Raw genomic sequence first — 17,243 nt, forward strand, 5'->3', positions numbered from 1 at the left:
AACCTTCCTACGATTTGACGGGTCAAAGGGCCGATAGCCGGCCCTTTCGTACCCGGACAGCTTGCGATTCATCAGAAAGGGGGAATGCAGTGTGCAATACAGTTGGTTTAACCGCAACTTGAAATGGATTTATACGCTTCCGGCTGTGTTCTTCGTCCTTATCATGATGCTGTTCCCCATCATCTATACGGTTCGGATCAGCTTCTATGAGTGGAGTATGTCGGCGACAACGCCGCCGGCTTGGGTGGGACTCGGCAATTATATCGCGCTATTCAAAGATGAGCGCTTCTGGCATGCGGTCGGGTCGACGTTTTATTTTACGATCGCGGCGCTGGCGCTGGAAGTGATCCTCGGTGTGGCGATTGCCCTGCTGCTGTCCAGAGAGTTTAAAGGTAAAAATCTGGTAAAAACGGTGTTCCTGCTGCCGATGGTAGCAACGCCGGTCGCGATGGGTCTCGTGTGGATGCTGATTTACGAGCCGACGATCGGTGTGGCGAACATGATGCTCAAAGGGATGGGGCTGCAGCCGCTCTTGTGGCTGGCTTCGCCAAATCAAGTTATTCCATCGCTCGTCATTGTGGACGTGTGGGAGTGGACGCCGATGATTGCGCTGATCATCATGGCCGGCTTGGCAACGCTGCCTTCCGATCCGTATGAGGCGGCCGACGTGGATGGCGCAAGCGCGTGGACGAAGTTCGTCTCGATTACGCTGCCATTGCTCAGACCAACGATTATTGTCGCCGCGATGCTTCGTCTCATTGATGTACTCAAGACATTTGATATTATTTATGCAACAACGCAGGGCGGACCTAACTTTGCGTCCGAAACGCTGAACTTGTACGGCTATGTGCAAGGCTTCCAATATTTTAAACTGGGCTCGGCTTCTTCGTTGCTCGTTGTGTTCTTTATGCTGGTGATGGGATTAACGCTGTTCATGATCTGGATGCGCAAACGATTGGAGGGAGCGTCATGAAAAAGAAAAAAGGTCAGGGCAAACGCTTCCTGCAAACGCTGCTCACGTATGTGGTGCTGGTCGTTTTCGCTTTCCCTTTTGTGTGGATGCTGCTCGCTTCCTTCAAGACGCAGGCGCAGATTTTATCGACAGGGCAAATGTTTGTGTTCAAGCCGACGTTTCACAACTATGTAGCGGTCTTCAAGGAGTATGACTTCCTCAAATTTATCGGGAACAGTTTTCTTGTCGCTTTCGGTTCGACCTTGCTATCCTTGATTCTCGGCCTGCCGGCCGCGTATGCCATTGCAAGGCATCACCTTCACAAATTAGGGCTGCTCATCCTGGTCGCGAGAATTATCCCGGGGATCACCTTCCTGATTCCTTGGTTTATCCTGTTCTCCAAAATCCATTTGGTGGACACGTATACAGCACTGATTTTGAGTCATATGCTCGTAGGCCTTCCTTTCATTATCTGGATTATGATTTCGTTCTTCGAGGCTCTCCCGACGGAAATCGAGGAGTCGGCGCTGATCGATGGCTGCACGCACCATCAAGTGTTCCTTCGGATCATCATGCCGCTCTCGGGTCCCGGTGTGATTACGTCTTCGCTCCTATCGTTCATCTTCTCGTGGAACAACTTTATGTTCTCGATTATTTTGGCGGGAGACAAAACGAAAACATTACCGATCGCCGTATTTAACTTCATGTCCTACTCCGAAATCAACTGGGGTGCGCTCATGGCGGCGGCTTGCATCATTACCTTGCCGGTATTGATCATCGCGCTCGTCTCCCAGCGCTATGTGGTCAGCGGCCTTGCTGCCGGTGCTGTAAAAGGCTAACAAATAGGAAAAACTATACGGGGATAAGATGTAAAGCCTTTCTTTTGGAAGGCTTCTCTCGTATAGTTAGAATTCTATGAAGAGCAAGCTCAGCGGAAGCATGGAAGGTGATCGGTGCATGCCTTATAAATTGAATATTTTCAGTAAAATTCTCATACTGCTCGTGCTGCTGTTAACGCCCATCGTGGTGCTGTACAGTTTCACGAATCGCACGACGAACAAGGTCGTTCAGGATCAGATCCAGTCGTCGAACTTGAATCAGCTCTCTTTTTTCATGCATCAATTGGATTCCAATGTCGAGCGGTTGGCGATGTCGCCGGTGATCCTAGGCAGCGATCCATACATTAGGGAGTTCATAGACCGCAGCGATGATCCGGCGTATGACATGCTCAGGGAGCAGTCGCGCATTATTGAAAAGTTGAGCCTGCAAAGCGTCGCGAGCGGCTGGGTCAATGAACTGACGATTGTCATCCCGAAGGAGAAGAAAGTGCTGTCTTCCAGCATCTTTGTGAACGGTACTGACCGTTGGCCTTGGCAGGATCCCGTTCATCGTACCTGGTCTTTTCAAGCACCGGCGGATGCGAAAAGCGGCGGCTCCTTCTATCGCGAGATCAGCGAGCCGGTTCGCGCAGAGGTGTTGAATCAGGCAAGGGTGCTGTACCAGGTCCGCTTTAGCGCGCAAAACCTGATTCAGCTTCTTGACGTGTACAAGTCGGATAAGCGGAGCGATCCTTTCCTATTTGACGGGGCGACGGCTTTTATCGTGAACAGCACGGCGGAGACGCAAATCCCGGCAGCGATCAGGGAGGGGCTCCGAGGCATCAACTTGGCCGCATCAGGTCAAATACAGATGAAATTGGTCGATCAGCAGTATTTGATTAGTTATGTCAAATCCGATCAGTTGGGTTGGTATTTGATCGACTATGTACCGGTTCAGAAAATATTGTCGCCGATCACGATGTCCCGTAACTTATTTTATATTTCGATCGGGCTTTTGCTCGGCATGAGTGTATTGGCTTCTTTCCTGCTCTACCGGAATGTGCAGATTCCGCTCGTGAAGATGATTCAAAGCGTGCAAAAGGTGAAGCGAGGCGATTTATCGGTTCGGATCACGTATCGAGCGAAGAACGAATTTGATTTTCTCATTCAACGGTTTAATGAAATGGCGGAGCAAATTCAAGTGCTGGTCGAGGATGTGTACGCCGAGAAAATACGCTCACGCGAAGCGACGCTCAAGCAGCTGCAGTCGCAAATTCATCCCCATTTTTTATATAACTCGCTATTCTTCATTATTAATTCGGCGGAAATGGAAGATAAGGAGTCCGTCGTGGCGATGGCGCAAAATTTGGCTGAGTATTACCGTTACACAACGCGGGTTGAGAACCAGGTGGTCAGGCTGCGAGATGAGCTCGATATGGCCCGCCACTATTTGAGCATCCAGACCCTGCGCATTCACAGGCTAACGTATGAGATTACCGTTCCAGACCCTATGCTGGAGGAGCGTATTCCGAGGCTGATCCTGCAGCCGCTCGTGGAGAACGCCATCGTTCACGGCATTGAGCGCAGCCTCGGGGGCGATCGCATCACGGTCACAGGCGAACAGGATGCGGAATTCAACAGGCTGATCGTGGAAGACAACGGCGCGGGACTCACCGATGACGCGCTCGAGCAGCTGCACAAGCAGCTTCAAACGGCTATGACGGACGAGATCGGCTGCGGCACCTGGAATGTGCATCATCGCTTAGTGTACCAATTCGGCCAAGGGTCAGGCCTACATTTGGAGCGGGGAGCCAGCGGCGGCGTCAGGTCGGTGCTGACGTGGAGACGCGATGCACAGCTGCAACAAGGGCCGAAGATGGAGGTGCCGGAGGCATGACAGAGCTTTTGATCGTCGATGATGAAGTGCATGTGGTGGATCGTCTCTATGCAACGATAGACTGGGTGTCTATCGGCGTGGAGCAGGTGTACAAAGCGTACTCCGGCGAGGAAGCGTTGGAACTGCTGGGGCAGACGTCCATCGACATCGTACTGACCGATATTCAGATGCCCGGCATTACGGGCCTGCAGCTGATAGAGGCGATTAACCGCAGATGGCCGAAGACGAAATGCATTCTTTTATCCGGTTACTCGGATTTTAACTATGCCAAAGAAGCGATCCTGCAAGGCACGGAAGACTATTTACTCAAGCCTGTGACGGAATCGGATCTGCTGGCGACGGTAAGCCGGGTGAAAGAGAAGCTGCAGCGCGAGTGGGAAGAAGTCGTTTCCAGGCAGCGATTAAGCTACACGTTAAAAGAAAATCTTCCGCTGCTGCGCGGCAATTTGCTGAACGATCTGCTTCAAGGCCGCAGCATGTCGCCCTCTTCGCTTCGCGACAAAATGAACATGCTGGAGCTGTCGGATTACCATGAGCAGGCTTTTGCCATTATGATGATCCGGCTCGAATCCCAGTTTCTAGAGTACGACATTTCCCGTCTGTCTTTGATGGAATATGCGATCGGCAACATGGTGGAGGAACTGTTCGGAGAGCGGTTCGACAGCTGGCATGCGAAGGATGCGCATGATTATCTCGTTTTTGTGATGAAAAAGAAGGGCGAGCCGGAAACGCCCGATAAGGAAGAGACGACGTGGCTGGAAAGGACGGCCTCCGTGCTGCAGTCGGCGGTCAACAACTACCTGAAAGGCAAGATTTCCATTCTGGTCAGCACGTGGGGCGCCTTCCCTCAGGACTTGAACGGGCTCTATAACCGTTCGTTAAGCGCATTTCGCAAAAAGATCGGCAATGAACACGAATTGTTCATGCGGCTCGGCGATGAGCCTGTCCCTACGGAGCTGACGGCCCTGCAGCGGCTGTATGAGCCGCCTACACTGAATCATTTGCTAGAAGCCGCACGTTGGGACGATGTGGGGGAGAAGCTTGGCGTGATTTTCGATGAGATGGAAACAAGATACGCGGAGTCGCAGGAGCATCTGCTGGAAGTGTACTTTTCCATTGCTTCTGCCTATGCCTATATCGCCCATAAGAATGGTCGGCAATTGCATCAGCTGATCGGGCGGGACTATGACCGGATGACGGAAGGAATTCCGTTTCGGACGGTGAACCAGCTCCGGGACTGGTCGATGCGGGCGCTGCGGTGCATGAAGGAGGACATGGATCAGGAGCGGAAAGACAGCCGCGTGTCGTTGATCAATGAGATTCGTTCTTTTATTGAGCACAATTTGGCTAATGACGTTTCGTTGCAGTCGATCGCCGATCATGTCTATCTGCATCCCGTGTATGTATCCAAGATTTACAAATTGGAAACCGGGGATAACTTAAGCGACTATGTCAATCAGGTTAGAATGGATAAAGCGGCGCATCTGCTCAAGCATGGCCAGGATAAAATTTATGAAATTGCGACACAGCTGGGCTATCAGCGTCCCCATTCGTTCAATCATGCGTTTAAAAAGCATTACGGCATGACGCCGCAGGAATATCGGGATCAGTATGCTTGAGCAATAAGCACGACCAAGACGAGAGGGGAAACGCAGGATGAAAATTACAAAAATGGAATTGTTCAAGGTGCCGCCAAGATGGCTGTTTCTGAAAATCGAAACAGATGAAGGCCTCACAGGCTGGGGAGAGCCTGTCGTCGAAGGCAAGGCGGACACTGTGGCTGCCGCTGTCGCAGAGATGAGCGAGCACATCATCGGCACAGATCCGATGCGGATCGAGGATCTGTTTCAAGTGCTGTACCGCGGCGGCTTCTACCGCGGGGGGCCGATTCTGTCGAGCGCGATCTCGGGGATCGAGCAGGCGCTCTGGGATATCAAGGGCAAGTTCTACAATGCGCCCGTGTATGATTTGTTAGGCGGCGCGTGCCGCGAGCGGACGCGCGTGTACTCATGGATCGGCGGCGACCGGCCGAGCGATGTGGGGCAAGCGGCCAAAGCGCAGGTGGCCGCCGGATTTACCGCGGTGAAGATGAACGCCACCGAGGAAATGCACTACATCGACTCGATCGGCAAAGTCGATGAGGCCATTGCCCGCATCGCGGCGGTGCGCGAGGCGGTCGGCAAGGAAGTCGGCATCGGCATCGACTTCCACGGCCGCGTGCATAAATCCATGGCGAAGATTCTCGCCAAGGAGCTGGAGCCGTACCGGCCGATGTTCATCGAAGAGCCGGTGCTGCCGGAAAACAACGAAGCGCTGCGCGAGATCGCGCGCTACACGTCCTGCCCGATCGCGACCGGCGAGCGGATGTATACGCGCTGGGGCTTCAAAGAGCTGCTCGCCCAAGGCATCGTCGACATCATTCAGCCGGATCTGTCCCACGCCGGCGGCATTCTGGAAACGCGCAAAATCGCCGCAATGGCGGAAGCCTACGATATCGCTGTAGCTCCGCACTGCCCGCTGGGGCCGATCGCGCTGGCATCCTGCTTGCAGCTAGACACATGTTCCCCGAACGCTTTTATTCAGGAGCAGAGTTTGGGCATTCACTACAATCAAGGCAGCGATCTGCTGGATTACCTGATGGATCCGTCCGTATTCCAGTACGAGGACGGATTCGTGCGCAATTTGACGGCTCCGGGGCTTGGGATTGAAGTCAACGAAGCGAAGGTGCGGGAAATGGCTAAGATCGGCCACAACTGGAAGAACCCGGTCTGGCGTCAGGCGGATGGAACGGTAGCCGAGTGGTAAACAGTCTTCGGACTTCAGCAGAAAGTCGTTCAAATCGTCAACGTGCTCACATATTCAGACAGGCTGATGCCTGTCTTTTTTTTGAACATTTTCCCAAAGGTGTGAACGTCGGAGTAGCCAACTTCTTGCGCGATCTCCGATACGCTCAACCCGGATTGCAGGGCCAGCTCTTTTGCTCGTTGGATCCGTACGCGCAACTGGTACTGGCTCGGGGGCATACCGAAGCAGGCTTTGAACTGAGAAATTAAATAGTTTTTGCTGAGACCGGAAATGCCTTCAAGCCGTTCATAGTTCATCGGTTTCTGAAAATGTTCAATCATATAATTTTTAACTAGAATCATTTTATTCATATTGGCATGAGGGGAACTGTCATGGGCGCGATACCGCAGCGGTATCGTCAATTCAGCCAAAATTTGCAGTAGCAGTCCCTGGGATTTGAGCTGCCGCTCCGGTTCGAGGTGCTTGTAGTTGCTGACCAGCTGGGTGAGCATCGCCTCCAGCGGATGGTTAAGATAGTTGCCGAACTCATGATGTCCTCGCGTCCAAGATTGAAACGGCATCGCCTGCCCGCCAAAATGGAAGACCAGAGAAATGCAAATATAGGGCTCGCCGGAGATCGTATGTATGGCATTAAGCTCGTTCGGCTGGTGCATAAGCAGGTCGCCTTGCTTGGTCGTGTAGGTTTTGTCTTCGATCTGATAGATGGCCGTGCCTTTGACCACATACTGCAGGGCGTATTGAGGGAAGCTCCGTGTCGGCGTTCGCCAGCCTTCAGGTGCGTGGAATAAATGGGCGAGCGTGATATAAGGTGGGAAGGAAACCAGATTCAAATAAGGAAGCGTTTCCTCCGGGTTTAAAGGAACGAGATTCTTGTTCATGACGGTCGTCCTTTTCGCGTGCGTTCTGTCTTGATTACAATGTAACATAGGTCAGGAAAAACGAAAACCGTCTGACACATGCTCCCAGACGGTTTGCTGATCTTATGCGTCAATCAAGCGGAAAGGATTTAATCGCCTGCGCGGAAAGCGTCGGGATCCAGCAGGCTCCAATGGCTTGGCGCATCTCCGAAGTCAGGAATCGCCAGCATTTCTCCGCCTCGAAGACAGGACTCATGCGCGATGAGCCCAGGCGCGAGATATTTGGCCGCATTCCACACGTGATTCGGCGGCAGCAGATCGGTGTGCAGCGCTTTGACGAAATCGTCCACTAAAAACTGATGCGAGCCAAAATGACCGTTCGGAAGCCCATGGAAGGAAAGAGGCAACCGATGCTGCGGATGGACGATGGCGAAGGTGGAATGGAAGTCGTTTTTTAAAGTTGGGTGCAGATCCTGCTCGAGATCCATCAACTCCACGTAGGCATCCTGACAGCTTAAATCGCCGGTAAGATCGACGACGTCTCCCCAGGTTTTCGATGTCCAAGCTGCGCCGCCTGCATGTTCTTCGAAGCTCCCTTCGGTCCCGTACATGCTCATGTATACGCTGTTCGGTCCGCCCCAGCCTACGCGCCGGAATTCATTCAGGCGCAAAGAGCCGCCATCGGACGTGCTGACCAACGCGGTTTGATTGCTGAAAACATTGTCCCACAAGTTGGCGCCTTGTCGAAAGATACCGTCTTCGTGTTTGTCGACGTAGCCCAGACAAGCCACTTTCGTCGCTTTGGCTCCTGTGACGGAGAGAAGCATGCTGACGGAATGCGTGGGATAATACATCGGCGGAATGCCGGCCACCTTTTTCCAATCGTCTCCGCCGGAATATTTGAATGCGTCGTAAAAGCCATGGGACATGTCGTGCATATACTGGGCTTCGCCGTATACGAAATCGCCGAAGGAGCCTGCCTTAAACTTATCGCGGCACAAAATCGTGCTGGGATAGTAGTAACTTGTCTCCCCAGTCATGTATATAAGCCCTGTCCGAACGACTTCGTTCGTGATTTGCTCGATGTCCTCCAGCGATTGGGCCATCGGGACTGCGCAATAGACATGTTTGCCGGCGCGAAGCGCTTGAAGCGTGTGCGGACCGTGAAGATGGCGCTGTGTGAAAATGGCGACGGCATCGACATCTGAAGCAAGCAGCTCTTCGAGCGATGCGTAGCTTCGGGCGATGCGAAAGGCTTGGACGAACGCCTCTCTGCGGCTCGTTACGACTTCTGCCAAGGCGACCTCCTCGACGAAGGGATGGGCTTGCAAAAGGGGAATGAAGCATTTGGAAAATTGTCCTGCACCTACGACACCGATTTTAAATCCCATCGTGATTCCTCGCTTCTTTTAAAGTGTGGTATAAGCCCATTATAGGGCTGAACCCGGGGGTTCGTATTTAGCCGGAAATATGAAATAGGTGTCCATAATTCCGATTTTGCAAAATCTATAACACGTGTTACGATAGCGTAAAGAGGTGTAGACGATGACCCGCAAGCGAGTGACGAGTTTTGATGTAGCCAAACGGGCGGGCGTATCCCGCAGTGTCGTGTCCGCCGTGCTGAATGGCACGCAAGGGATCGGCGTCAGCCCGGAAACCCGTGAAGCCGTACTGGCGGCGATCAAGGAATTGAATTACCATGTGGATTCGCAGGCAAGGGCGATGCGCACCGGGCAAAGCAGCTGCCTGGCTGCGTTCGGAGATACAGGCAATCCGCTGTTCCTCCAGGTGCTGGAAGGCATTCAGCAAGCTTGCCTTGCCCGGCGATATCATATTCTGATCTGCGGTCAGGAAGACGGAGAGGCGCGTGAGCGGCTGCTGGAGCTCTATCTTCAGAATCGCATTGACGGGATTATTACGCTGGACCCGGTATCGTACTGCGACGAGCAGTGGGCTGCCGAAGTGAACCGGCTGCAAGTGCCTTACGTCTCCATTGAAGGCTATGCAGAGAATGACAGCGTCATTTCCGTTCAGGCCGATTACTACAAAAGTGTGATGGATGCGCTGGCGTATATGTCGCGGGATACCGCGCTGCCTCCGCCGATCTATGTGCACCTGCACAACAATGATAATTTGGCGAGCAATTGGGCGGAAAAGAGACGAGAGCAGGCGTATACCGACTGGTGCGCGAATCGGCGCGTTGAGCCGCGTATTGAGAGACTGCATGCAGATGACGAGTTGGGCCTGCGGCGCGTGCTGCAGCGATTGCAGGCGGAGGTGGCTGGCATTCCGCCGCTGCTGTTCAATTGGGCGATGGGCGCGATAGGCACCTATCGGGCAGCCTGGGAGCTGGACCTTCGGGTCGGCGAGCATGTAAAGCTGATGGCAGCGGACGATACACTGCGAGTGAACCGCCATCTGGTTCCTTCCCTGAGCATGATGGAAATTCCTTATGCGGCCATGGGGGCTGAAGCCGTCGCCGCACTGTTCAGTCAGATCGACAAGGGGGAGCCTTTGGAGGGAAGGGAAGCACGGTTTTTACAAGCGAAGCTGCATCCTGGCGAGAGTATATAGGATTATAAGCTCGAACGACGTAGTTTATGTTGAAGCACCATTTTGAAAAATGCGGCAATGATTATGGAGTTTTGTTGATCCGGCATTCTCGGGGTAGGGTGGAAGCCTGCGGAAAGGCAGGTTTTCTGCACAAAAGTGGGGGATTTTACAAAATGCCTGCGATTCAGCAGTTTTAATGGCCAAATTCGCGCAAAGAGGAGGTTCTCGACGAAAATTCCTGCTTCATTGCAGGAATTTCATGGGATCAGGAGCGGGAAGAGGAAAATTCCTGCATTTTGGCAGGCTTGATGCGCCACTCGAATGCTTTCACGATTCCTCATTTCCATGTGCAGTGCCGAAAATCAACCTCATGGCGGATGCTTGTTCTACAAGTAAGCCTATCGTATACATAAAAAATCCCCCTTTCGATCTACGAGAATCGTGAGGGGGATTTTAGTTTTATAAATTAGAAGGGGCGGACCGGGCAAAAAGGTCGTCCGGCATCAACCAGAAAAATGGCCAGTAAATCAAACAGGACTAAGGGGAGTATAAAAGGCAAGAAAGAAACGTGTGCTTTGGAATGGTTTCTCGCTTGTTTTAAATAGACCTTTGTGCCGCTTACTTTCACGATCGTGCCTCGGAATGTGCCCTGCGTCGTCTTAATCAAGACTTCACGATGGATGTGCTTCTTGCAAATCGAATACGCATCGGATTGTTTCAAAGTTATAACCCCCTTTCTAGCTTTTCTATTCTAGTATATGTTCGTTCGATAGAACGGTGCGTGCTTTAGGAGTTTAATCGTGCAAATAGGAAGGGGGAGGAAAACACGGTCGGTTATGTTGCAGAGCAAGGGGATTTATATGCCCTAGACCTATTGATTTATATATAACACGTGTTATTATAGCAATAGAGGAAAGAGAGTTTTTATTTTAGGTAATAACACGTGTTATATAACAAGGAGGCTTGTCACATGTTCTGGACAGAGGAGAAACTGGAGCAGCGCTTAAAAGAGTTGGAAGGGTACCGCTATCGCGATTCGCGTCCGATCGGTTCGTGGACGTTTATACCGGATGAGAAGAAATTAAACGGCGTTAGACCGCCGAACGAGCCGACGACTACGGAAGCTGCGATGATACGCATCGGCGAACGCTGGAAAGGCCGCGACACGTATGTGTGGCTGCGGCAGCGCGTCGCCATCCCTTCCGAATGGTCGGGACGCACGGTGGTCGGACGGTTCGACTTCGGGGAGACGGGGGCTGGGCATAACTCGGGCTTTGAGTCGCTGCTGTATGTGGACGGGGAGCCGTTTCAAGGCGTCGATTCCAACCATACGGAAGTATTCTTGCAGCCGGAATGGATTGGAAGCGAGATCGATCTCTGTTTCCGGTTATGGTCCGGCCTGGAGGGCGGCGGCAAGCCGCAGGAACAGGAGCATCAGCTGCGGAGAGCGGAGTTGGCCTTACTGGACGAGACCGCCGATGACTTATACTATACAGGCCGTGCTGTACTGCATACGGTGAAGGTGCTGGGAGCTGATCAGCCGGAGCGTTATGAGATGCTGAAGGCGCTGGATAACGCCTTTAAGCGCGTTGATTGGTCCAGGCCGGGCTCGGAGGCCTATTACGCTTCGATCGGGGAGGCAGCGGGCGCGCTGCGAGAATCCGTGGCCTCGTGGGAGAAACGCAGCCCGATTACGGTACAATGTATCGGCCATACGCATATCGATGTCGCGTGGCTGTGGCGGCTGACGCATACCCGTGAGAAAGCGGCTCGCTCTTTTTCCACGGTATTGCGGCTGATGGAGAAGTATCCGGAATATGTGTTTTTGCAGACGCAGCCTCAGCTGTATGAATATATCAAAGAAGATTACCCGGACATCTATGAGAACATCAAACAGCGTATCAAGGAAGGCCGCTGGGAGGCGGGCGGCGCTATGTGGCTGGAAGCGGACTGCAATCTGACGAGCGGGGAGTCGCTTGTTCGGCAGCTCCTGTACGGAACCCGCTTCCTGAAACAGGAGTTCGGCGTGAGCTGCAAGTATTTATGGCTGCCGGACGTGTTCGGCTACAGTTGGGCCTTGCCGCAAATTTTGAAAAAAGCCGGCATCGATACGTTCATGACGACCAAAATCAGTTGGAACCAGTACAACCGGATGCCGCACGACACGTTCATCTGGCGGGGAATCGACGGTTCCGAGGTGCTGACGCATTTTGTGACGACGCCGGAGGTTCCTGGCTCGACAGTCTGGTGGTACACGTATAACGGCTTGATCGAGCCATATGCCGTGAAAGGCATTTGGGACACATACCGCGATAAAGGCATTAACCAGGAACTGCTGCTCTCCTACGGCTACGGCGATGGGGGCGGCGGCGTGAACCGCGATATGCTGGAGATGCGGCGCCGTTTGGACGAACTGCCGGGCTTGCCGAACGTGAAGACGGGACTTGCGGGCGATTATTTTGAGAAGCTCCAGGAGACGGTAGCAAATACGGATCAATATGTGCACACCTGGGACGGCGAACTGTATCTCGAGTATCACCGGGGCACTTATACGAGCCAAGCGTATAACAAGCGCATGAATCGCAAGCTGGAACTTCAGTATCGGGATGCCGAATGGCTGCAGACACTGAGCGGGATCCTCGGCGCCGGCTGGCAGACGTACCCGCAGGCGAAGCTTTACAAGGGTTGGAAGACGATTTTGCGCAATCAATTCCACGATATTATTCCAGGCTCCTCCATCCCTGAAGTGTATGAGGATTCGCGTTTGGAGTATGCGGAAGCAGAGGCATGGGGCTTGGAAGCGCAGATGAGCGCGGCCCAAGCGTTAACGGCGGAAGCGTCTGGGTCCTGGACGATATGGAACGGAGCGTCCAACGTTCGCACGGAATTGGTACGAATTCCCGCTGAACCTGGCATGGAAGCGGGCTACTGGCTCACCGCAGACGGCAAGGCGCTTGGGGCTGTGCATGTGGACGGCGTCTGGAAGGTTCGCGTGGTTGACGTACCGCCATTGGGCGGACTGACCATTCGCTTTGAAGCGTCGACGCAACCGACTGCGCCGGAAGTTTCATCCGTGTTCACCTATGAGGACAGCAGGTTGTTGACGCCATTCTATGAGCTGGAGTGGAACGCATATGGGCAGTTGACACGTTTGTACGATCGGCAGGCGAAACGCGAGGTTCTCGCCGATGGCGCGCGGGGCAACGTGCTGCAAGTGTTCGAAGACAAACCGAAGATGTTCGAGGCGTGGGATATTGATCTGTTCTACCAGGAAAAGATGCGGGAAATCCAGCAGCTTGAATCCGTGAGTCTGATTGAAAAAGACGCATACAGCGCGGTTCTGCGCTTCGCATGGCGGTATATGGACTCGCACATTGTTCAGCATGTGACCGTTTATGCGGACAGCCGGCGCATCGATTTTGCCACAGAAGTCGATTGGCACGAGCAGCAGCAGCTGTTAAAGGTTGCTTTTCCTGTGCGCATCCGTGCGACGGAAGCGACGTATGACATTCAGTTTGGCAACGTCAAACGCCCGACACATTGGAATACGAGCTGGGATTACGCACGCTTCGAATCGGTTGCGCACCAATGGGTGGACCTGTCCGAGCGAGGCTATGGCGTTTCCCTGCTGAATGACTGCAAATACGGTCACGACATCAAGGACAACGTGATCCGTCTGACCTTGATTAAATCCGCCACCTATCCGGATCCGACTGCGGACCAAGGCCATCATCTTTTTACATATTCGCTGCTGCCCCATCGGGGGGATTGGGTTGCCGCAGGCACCGCACAGGAAGCCGCATCGCTGAATCAGCCGTTGATGCTGGGCACGGGAGCCGCTGCCGTAACGGGCAAGTCGCTACTTCGGCTGGATGCGGATCATGTGATCATCGACGTGGTGAAGAAAGCCGAAGACAGCGAGCGGGTTATCGTCCGGCTGCATGAATTTACGGGAGCCAGCGGCAGTGTGACGCTTTCTAGCGATTTCCGCATCGTCTCCTGGCAGGAGACGAACCTGTTGGAAGAGCCGATCAGCCCATTGCTGGAAGGGGCGGCGCTCTCTTTTGACATCAAGCCGTATGAAATTAAAACGTTCGTGATCGAGATGACCCAAGCGTAATTTACGGGAATTTGCACGTCTCTATTCGTCCCGTAGAAAATGTCGTCACGCCTGCTAAAAAGCTGAAGCCCCTGGGCCTCAGCTTTTTCTTCGTTCTTATCTTTGCGTTGCCAAGCTCATTTCCACGCACATGAGGATAAAAGCGCCGGCGCCATGCAGATCGTTCTCGCTTGTTGGGCGGGCGATGTAGTGCGCGTAGTCGCCGATGCCGGTGCCGATGCAAATGTTGCCGATGATGAGACGGCCATTCTCGTCAAAGGTCAGCGTGTCGATCACGCCTTGGTAGCCTTTCCATGCCGCTTCCATGTAGGCAGGGTCCAGGTAGCCGAAGCGAACGGCTTTGGCAATCGCATGCACGTACAGTGCCGTGCAGGAGTTTTCCAGCCAATTGTCGGTGCGGTCGCCTTTATCGACGACTTGATACCAAAGGCCTGTCGCAGGATCTTGGTACTTCACCAAAGCGACCAGCAAGTCTTGAAGAATCTCGACCAACGCAGCTTTGTCCGGATGATCCGCAGGCATGTACTCGAACATCTCGAGCAGGGCAACCGGGTACCAGCCAATCGCACGACCCCAGAATTCAGGCGCCAGACCGGTCTCCGGATCCGCCCAAGCAACCGCTTTTGTCTCATCCCAGCCGTGATACAGCAGACCTGTGGCAGGATCTTTCGTATGCTTCGCCATCAGCAGCGCCTGGAACGTCATCATGTCGACATAGCTGCTGTCGCCGAATGTTTGACCGTACTGGACGGCAATCGGGCCTGCCATATACAACCCGTCCAGCCACATTTGATTCGGGTATTTTCCTTTATGCCAGAAGCCGCCGGACGGATTGGTCGGCCATTCTTTTAGCAAAGGCACGAGGGTGTGCAAAGCTTTTTCATAGCGTGAATCGCCCGTTTGTTCGAGCAAATTGAACAGCAGTACGCCGGGCTGAATGTCATCCAGCTCATCCGGATTGAATTTTTTGATGCTGCCGTCAGGCTGCACCTGACTGTCCACCCAGCGCTTCAGGTAGCTGTAGTATTTCTCTTTTTTCGTTTCTTTCCAGCATTTTTCCATGCCTGATAAGAATACGCCTTGGTGGTAGTGGAAGCGATCCGGTGGCAGCACTTCCGGCTCAAATTTGGCCATCAGCGCTTCGCAGGCTTTTTCCGCCCACTCGATTGGTGTATATTCGGCCCGGTTCAAGCCGTTCGTTTGCAAATTGGATTCTGAAGCACGCATGTGGTGGATTCCTCCTTCAATTGATTACCCCTATCTTACCAGAGGAATCTGTACATTTTTTGCTGAATACCACGAAAATTACTTATATCTTGCAGGAAACGCGGACGGGTGTATAATAAAAGGCAAACCGAAGGGGAGGCAGCCCGCAATGGAGAGTTTTCGTTACGACAACGGCGACGGGACGTTCCTCGTGTCCTATCGGGAGGCGCTCAGCCACCATATGCCGACCAGCCATTTTCACAGCACGTTTGAAATTTATTATTTGTTGTCCGGCAAACGGGAGTTTTTTATCAAAGACAGGACGATGGTGATGCAAGAAGGTGATGTGATCATCATTGCGCCGAATATTCTCCACCGTACGACGAACGCGGATCAGCCGAGGCATGAGCGGCTTATCGTGAATATGCACGAAAACTATATGGCTGCCGTAAATGGGACCTATCGCGATACGCTGCAGCCGTTGTTCGACAACGAGTATCTCGTTGTGCGCTGCTCCTTGCAGGATCGGCTGGCGATTGAGGCGCTTGCCCAAGCGATTGTCCGCGAGATGCAGGAGCGGAAATCCGGCTTTGACATGTATGCGCAGACGCTCGTCTTGCAGCTCCTCATTATTTGCTGCCGGCACGTCAAGATGAACCGCCAGGATTCGGTGGAATCGCCGAGCCCGATGCATGAACGCATCTCGGAGATTGTCCGCTACATGAACGAAAACTATGCGCAGGAGCTCTCGCTGCAAGTGCTGGCCGACACGTTTTATGTCAGTCCTTATTATTTGAGTCGTTTTTTTAAAGAAGCGACGGGTTTCACGTTTGTGGAATATTTGAACAGCGTGCGGGTGAAGGAGGCAAAAAAACTGCTGGAGCATTCGGGCATGAAAGTCAGTCTGATCGCGAAAAAGGTCGGGTTCGGCAGTGTGACGAATTTCGGCAGGGTGTTCAAGTCCGTGACGGGGCACGTGCCGCTCTATTATCGAAAAGCATAAACGGAGCCGCGCGGGAAGCGGGCTCCGTTTCCATATAGAGACTACTCGCCGTAAGGATCGATCGTTTGAATCGTGCCGTCGCTGTTATAGTGCAGTTCGGCATATTTGACGCAGCGCTTGTGATTGACGCCGTCGGACAGCGAGCAGTCGTGGTAGAACAAATACCATTTCTCTCCAACTTGCAAGATGGAGTGATGCGTTGTCCATCCGATGACAGGTGTCAGTATGGTGCCTTTGAACACATACGGCCCCTCGGGATTGCGGCTTATGGCGTAGACAAGTTTGTGGGTCGTTCCGGTTGAGTAGGACAAGTAGTAATAACCTTTAAACTTATGTACCCACGGCCCCTCAAAGTAGCGGCGGTCTTCGTCGCCGGCTAGGATCGGCTTTCCATCTTCATCGATGATGGAAATTTCACGCGGAGGCGCGGCGAAAGAAAGCATATCCTCGCTGAGCTCTGCGAAGCGTGGACCCAATGCAGGAGCGGAAGGGTCTGGCCCCGCTGCGTCCGGCAGGAAAGCGCCGGTCTGCCATTTCTCGAGCTGGCCGCCCCAGAGTCCGCCGAAGAACATGTAGGCGCGGTTATCTTCATCGACTAGCACCGCAGGATCAATGCTGTAGCTGCCTGCGATATAGCTAGGCTGCGACTGGAAAGGTCCGGCCGGCGAGGAGCTTGTCGCTACGCCGATTCGGAAGATGCCGTCGTGATCTCTGGCCGGAAAGAACAAATAGTAAGTATTGTTCTTATACGCCGCATCAGGGGCCCAGAGCTGCTGAGACGCCCAAGGGATATCCCGGAGGTGCAGCGCTTCGCCATGATCGACGCAAGGAGAATCGAAATCGTCCAGTGAGAGAACGTGATAGTCTTCCATGGCGTATTGATCGCCATTGTCGTTGCTGGGCCCATCGTGATCCAGATCGTGGGAGGGATAAATATAAATTTTGCCTTCAAAGACGTGGGCGGAAGGGTCAGCGGTGTAGATATGCGTGACTAACGGTTCTTTGGGCTTAACGGATGGCTTCATGCGGCTC

General features: G+C 53.3%; 13 protein-coding genes. 8 read left to right on the plus strand and 5 right to left on the minus strand.

The window, feature by feature from the left end:
• Positions 1-91: 91 nt before the first annotated feature.
• The 5 genes from EJQ19_RS26840 (at position 92) to dgoD (ending at position 6,472) form a co-directional block, all read left to right on the plus strand.
• On the plus strand, positions 92-973 hold the full coding sequence (locus EJQ19_RS26840; protein ID WP_126144303.1) for a carbohydrate ABC transporter permease: 882 nt from the start codon (positions 92-94) through the stop codon (positions 971-973).
• Positions 970-1,791 carry a carbohydrate ABC transporter permease gene (locus EJQ19_RS26845; protein ID WP_126144304.1) on the plus strand — a complete coding sequence of 274 codons (822 nt, stop codon included), beginning with the start codon at positions 970-972 and terminating at the stop codon, positions 1,789-1,791. The genes EJQ19_RS26840 and EJQ19_RS26845 overlap by 4 nt, the downstream gene beginning before the upstream one ends.
• Before the next feature lie 118 nt (positions 1,792-1,909).
• Complete coding sequence (locus tag EJQ19_RS26850) at positions 1,910-3,667, plus strand: sensor histidine kinase (protein WP_126144305.1); 1,758 nt, start codon at positions 1,910-1,912, stop codon at positions 3,665-3,667.
• Positions 3,664-5,286, plus strand: coding sequence for a response regulator (locus tag EJQ19_RS26855; protein WP_126144306.1), 1,623 nt, complete (start codon positions 3,664-3,666; stop codon positions 5,284-5,286). Before EJQ19_RS26850 ends, EJQ19_RS26855 begins: the two co-directional genes overlap by 4 nt.
• A gap of 37 nt (positions 5,287-5,323) precedes the next feature.
• Positions 5,324-6,472: a galactonate dehydratase gene (gene dgoD, locus EJQ19_RS26860; protein ID WP_126144307.1), complete on the plus strand. Its 1,149-nt coding sequence runs from the start codon at positions 5,324-5,326 to the stop codon at positions 6,470-6,472.
• Between the two features lie 29 nt (positions 6,473-6,501).
• Here the strand turns inward: dgoD and EJQ19_RS26865 are convergent, their stop codons facing one another.
• Both EJQ19_RS26865 and EJQ19_RS26870 read right to left on the minus strand, forming a co-directional pair.
• A complete protein-coding gene (locus tag EJQ19_RS26865; protein ID WP_164716734.1) occupies positions 6,502-7,350 on the minus strand; it encodes a helix-turn-helix domain-containing protein in 849 nt (282 codons plus the stop codon).
• A 128-nt stretch (positions 7,351-7,478) separates the two neighbouring features.
• Positions 7,479-8,720, minus strand: coding sequence for a Gfo/Idh/MocA family protein (locus tag EJQ19_RS26870; RefSeq protein ID WP_126144309.1), 1,242 nt, complete (start codon positions 8,718-8,720; stop codon positions 7,479-7,481).
• Between the two features lie 154 nt (positions 8,721-8,874).
• Here EJQ19_RS26870 and EJQ19_RS26875 point away from each other — a divergent pair, with 154 nt between their 5' ends.
• Positions 8,875-9,903 carry a LacI family DNA-binding transcriptional regulator gene (locus EJQ19_RS26875; RefSeq protein ID WP_126144310.1) on the plus strand — a complete coding sequence of 343 codons (1,029 nt, stop codon included), beginning with the start codon at positions 8,875-8,877 and terminating at the stop codon, positions 9,901-9,903.
• 445 nt (positions 9,904-10,348) lie between these two features.
• On the opposite strand, the gene EJQ19_RS26880 is transcribed toward EJQ19_RS26875, so the two are convergent.
• On the minus strand, positions 10,349-10,603 hold the full coding sequence (locus EJQ19_RS26880; RefSeq protein ID WP_126144311.1) for a hypothetical protein: 255 nt from the start codon (positions 10,601-10,603) through the stop codon (positions 10,349-10,351).
• A gap of 249 nt (positions 10,604-10,852) precedes the next feature.
• Here EJQ19_RS26880 and EJQ19_RS26885 point away from each other — a divergent pair, with 249 nt between their 5' ends.
• Positions 10,853-14,002, plus strand: a complete 3,150-nt coding sequence (locus EJQ19_RS26885) for an alpha-mannosidase (RefSeq protein ID WP_126144312.1) — start codon at positions 10,853-10,855, stop codon at positions 14,000-14,002.
• A gap of 96 nt (positions 14,003-14,098) precedes the next feature.
• Here the strand turns inward: EJQ19_RS26885 and EJQ19_RS26890 are convergent, their stop codons facing one another.
• The gene (locus EJQ19_RS26890) at positions 14,099-15,229 is read right to left on the minus strand and encodes a glycoside hydrolase family 88/105 protein (protein ID WP_126144313.1); all 1,131 of its coding nucleotides are present in this window, start codon (positions 15,227-15,229) and stop codon (positions 14,099-14,101) included.
• Between the two features lie 148 nt (positions 15,230-15,377).
• Between EJQ19_RS26890 and EJQ19_RS26895 the strand changes: the two genes are divergently transcribed.
• Positions 15,378-16,211: a helix-turn-helix domain-containing protein gene (locus EJQ19_RS26895; protein WP_126144314.1), complete on the plus strand. Its 834-nt coding sequence runs from the start codon at positions 15,378-15,380 to the stop codon at positions 16,209-16,211.
• Between the two features lie 41 nt (positions 16,212-16,252).
• Here the strand turns inward: EJQ19_RS26895 and EJQ19_RS26900 are convergent, their stop codons facing one another.
• Positions 16,253-17,236: a glycoside hydrolase family 43 protein gene (locus EJQ19_RS26900; protein ID WP_126144315.1), complete on the minus strand. Its 984-nt coding sequence runs from the start codon at positions 17,234-17,236 to the stop codon at positions 16,253-16,255.
• Positions 17,237-17,243: the final 7 nt, after the last annotated feature.

The organism is Paenibacillus whitsoniae, from assembly GCF_003955665.1.
Taxonomy (GTDB): Bacteria; Bacillota; Bacilli; order Paenibacillales; family NBRC-103111; genus Paenibacillus_E; species Paenibacillus_E whitsoniae.

What these genes read in the sequence shown, in the direction of transcription:
- EJQ19_RS26845 (WP_126144304.1), top strand. Translation starts at nt 970, where the DNA reads ATGAAAAAGAAAAAAGGTCAGGGCAAACGCTTCCTGCAAACGCTGCTC.
- EJQ19_RS26850 (WP_126144305.1), top strand. Translation starts at nt 1,910, where the DNA reads ATGCCTTATAAATTGAATATTTTCAGTAAAATTCTCATACTGCTCGTG.
- EJQ19_RS26855 (WP_126144306.1), top strand. Translation starts at nt 3,664, where the DNA reads ATGACAGAGCTTTTGATCGTCGATGATGAAGTGCATGTGGTGGATCGT.
- dgoD (WP_126144307.1), top strand. Translation starts at nt 5,324, where the DNA reads ATGAAAATTACAAAAATGGAATTGTTCAAGGTGCCGCCAAGATGGCTG.
- EJQ19_RS26865 (WP_164716734.1), bottom strand. Translation starts at nt 7,350, where the DNA reads ATGAACAAGAATCTCGTTCCTTTAAACCCGGAGGAAACGCTTCCTTAT.
- EJQ19_RS26870 (WP_126144309.1), bottom strand. Translation starts at nt 8,720, where the DNA reads ATGGGATTTAAAATCGGTGTCGTAGGTGCAGGACAATTTTCCAAATGC.
- EJQ19_RS26875 (WP_126144310.1), top strand. Translation starts at nt 8,875, where the DNA reads ATGACCCGCAAGCGAGTGACGAGTTTTGATGTAGCCAAACGGGCGGGC.
- EJQ19_RS26885 (WP_126144312.1), top strand. Translation starts at nt 10,853, where the DNA reads ATGTTCTGGACAGAGGAGAAACTGGAGCAGCGCTTAAAAGAGTTGGAA.
- EJQ19_RS26890 (WP_126144313.1), bottom strand. Translation starts at nt 15,229, where the DNA reads ATGCGTGCTTCAGAATCCAATTTGCAAACGAACGGCTTGAACCGGGCC.
- EJQ19_RS26895 (WP_126144314.1), top strand. Translation starts at nt 15,378, where the DNA reads ATGGAGAGTTTTCGTTACGACAACGGCGACGGGACGTTCCTCGTGTCC.
- EJQ19_RS26900 (WP_126144315.1), bottom strand. Translation starts at nt 17,236, where the DNA reads ATGAAGCCATCCGTTAAGCCCAAAGAACCGTTAGTCACGCATATCTAC.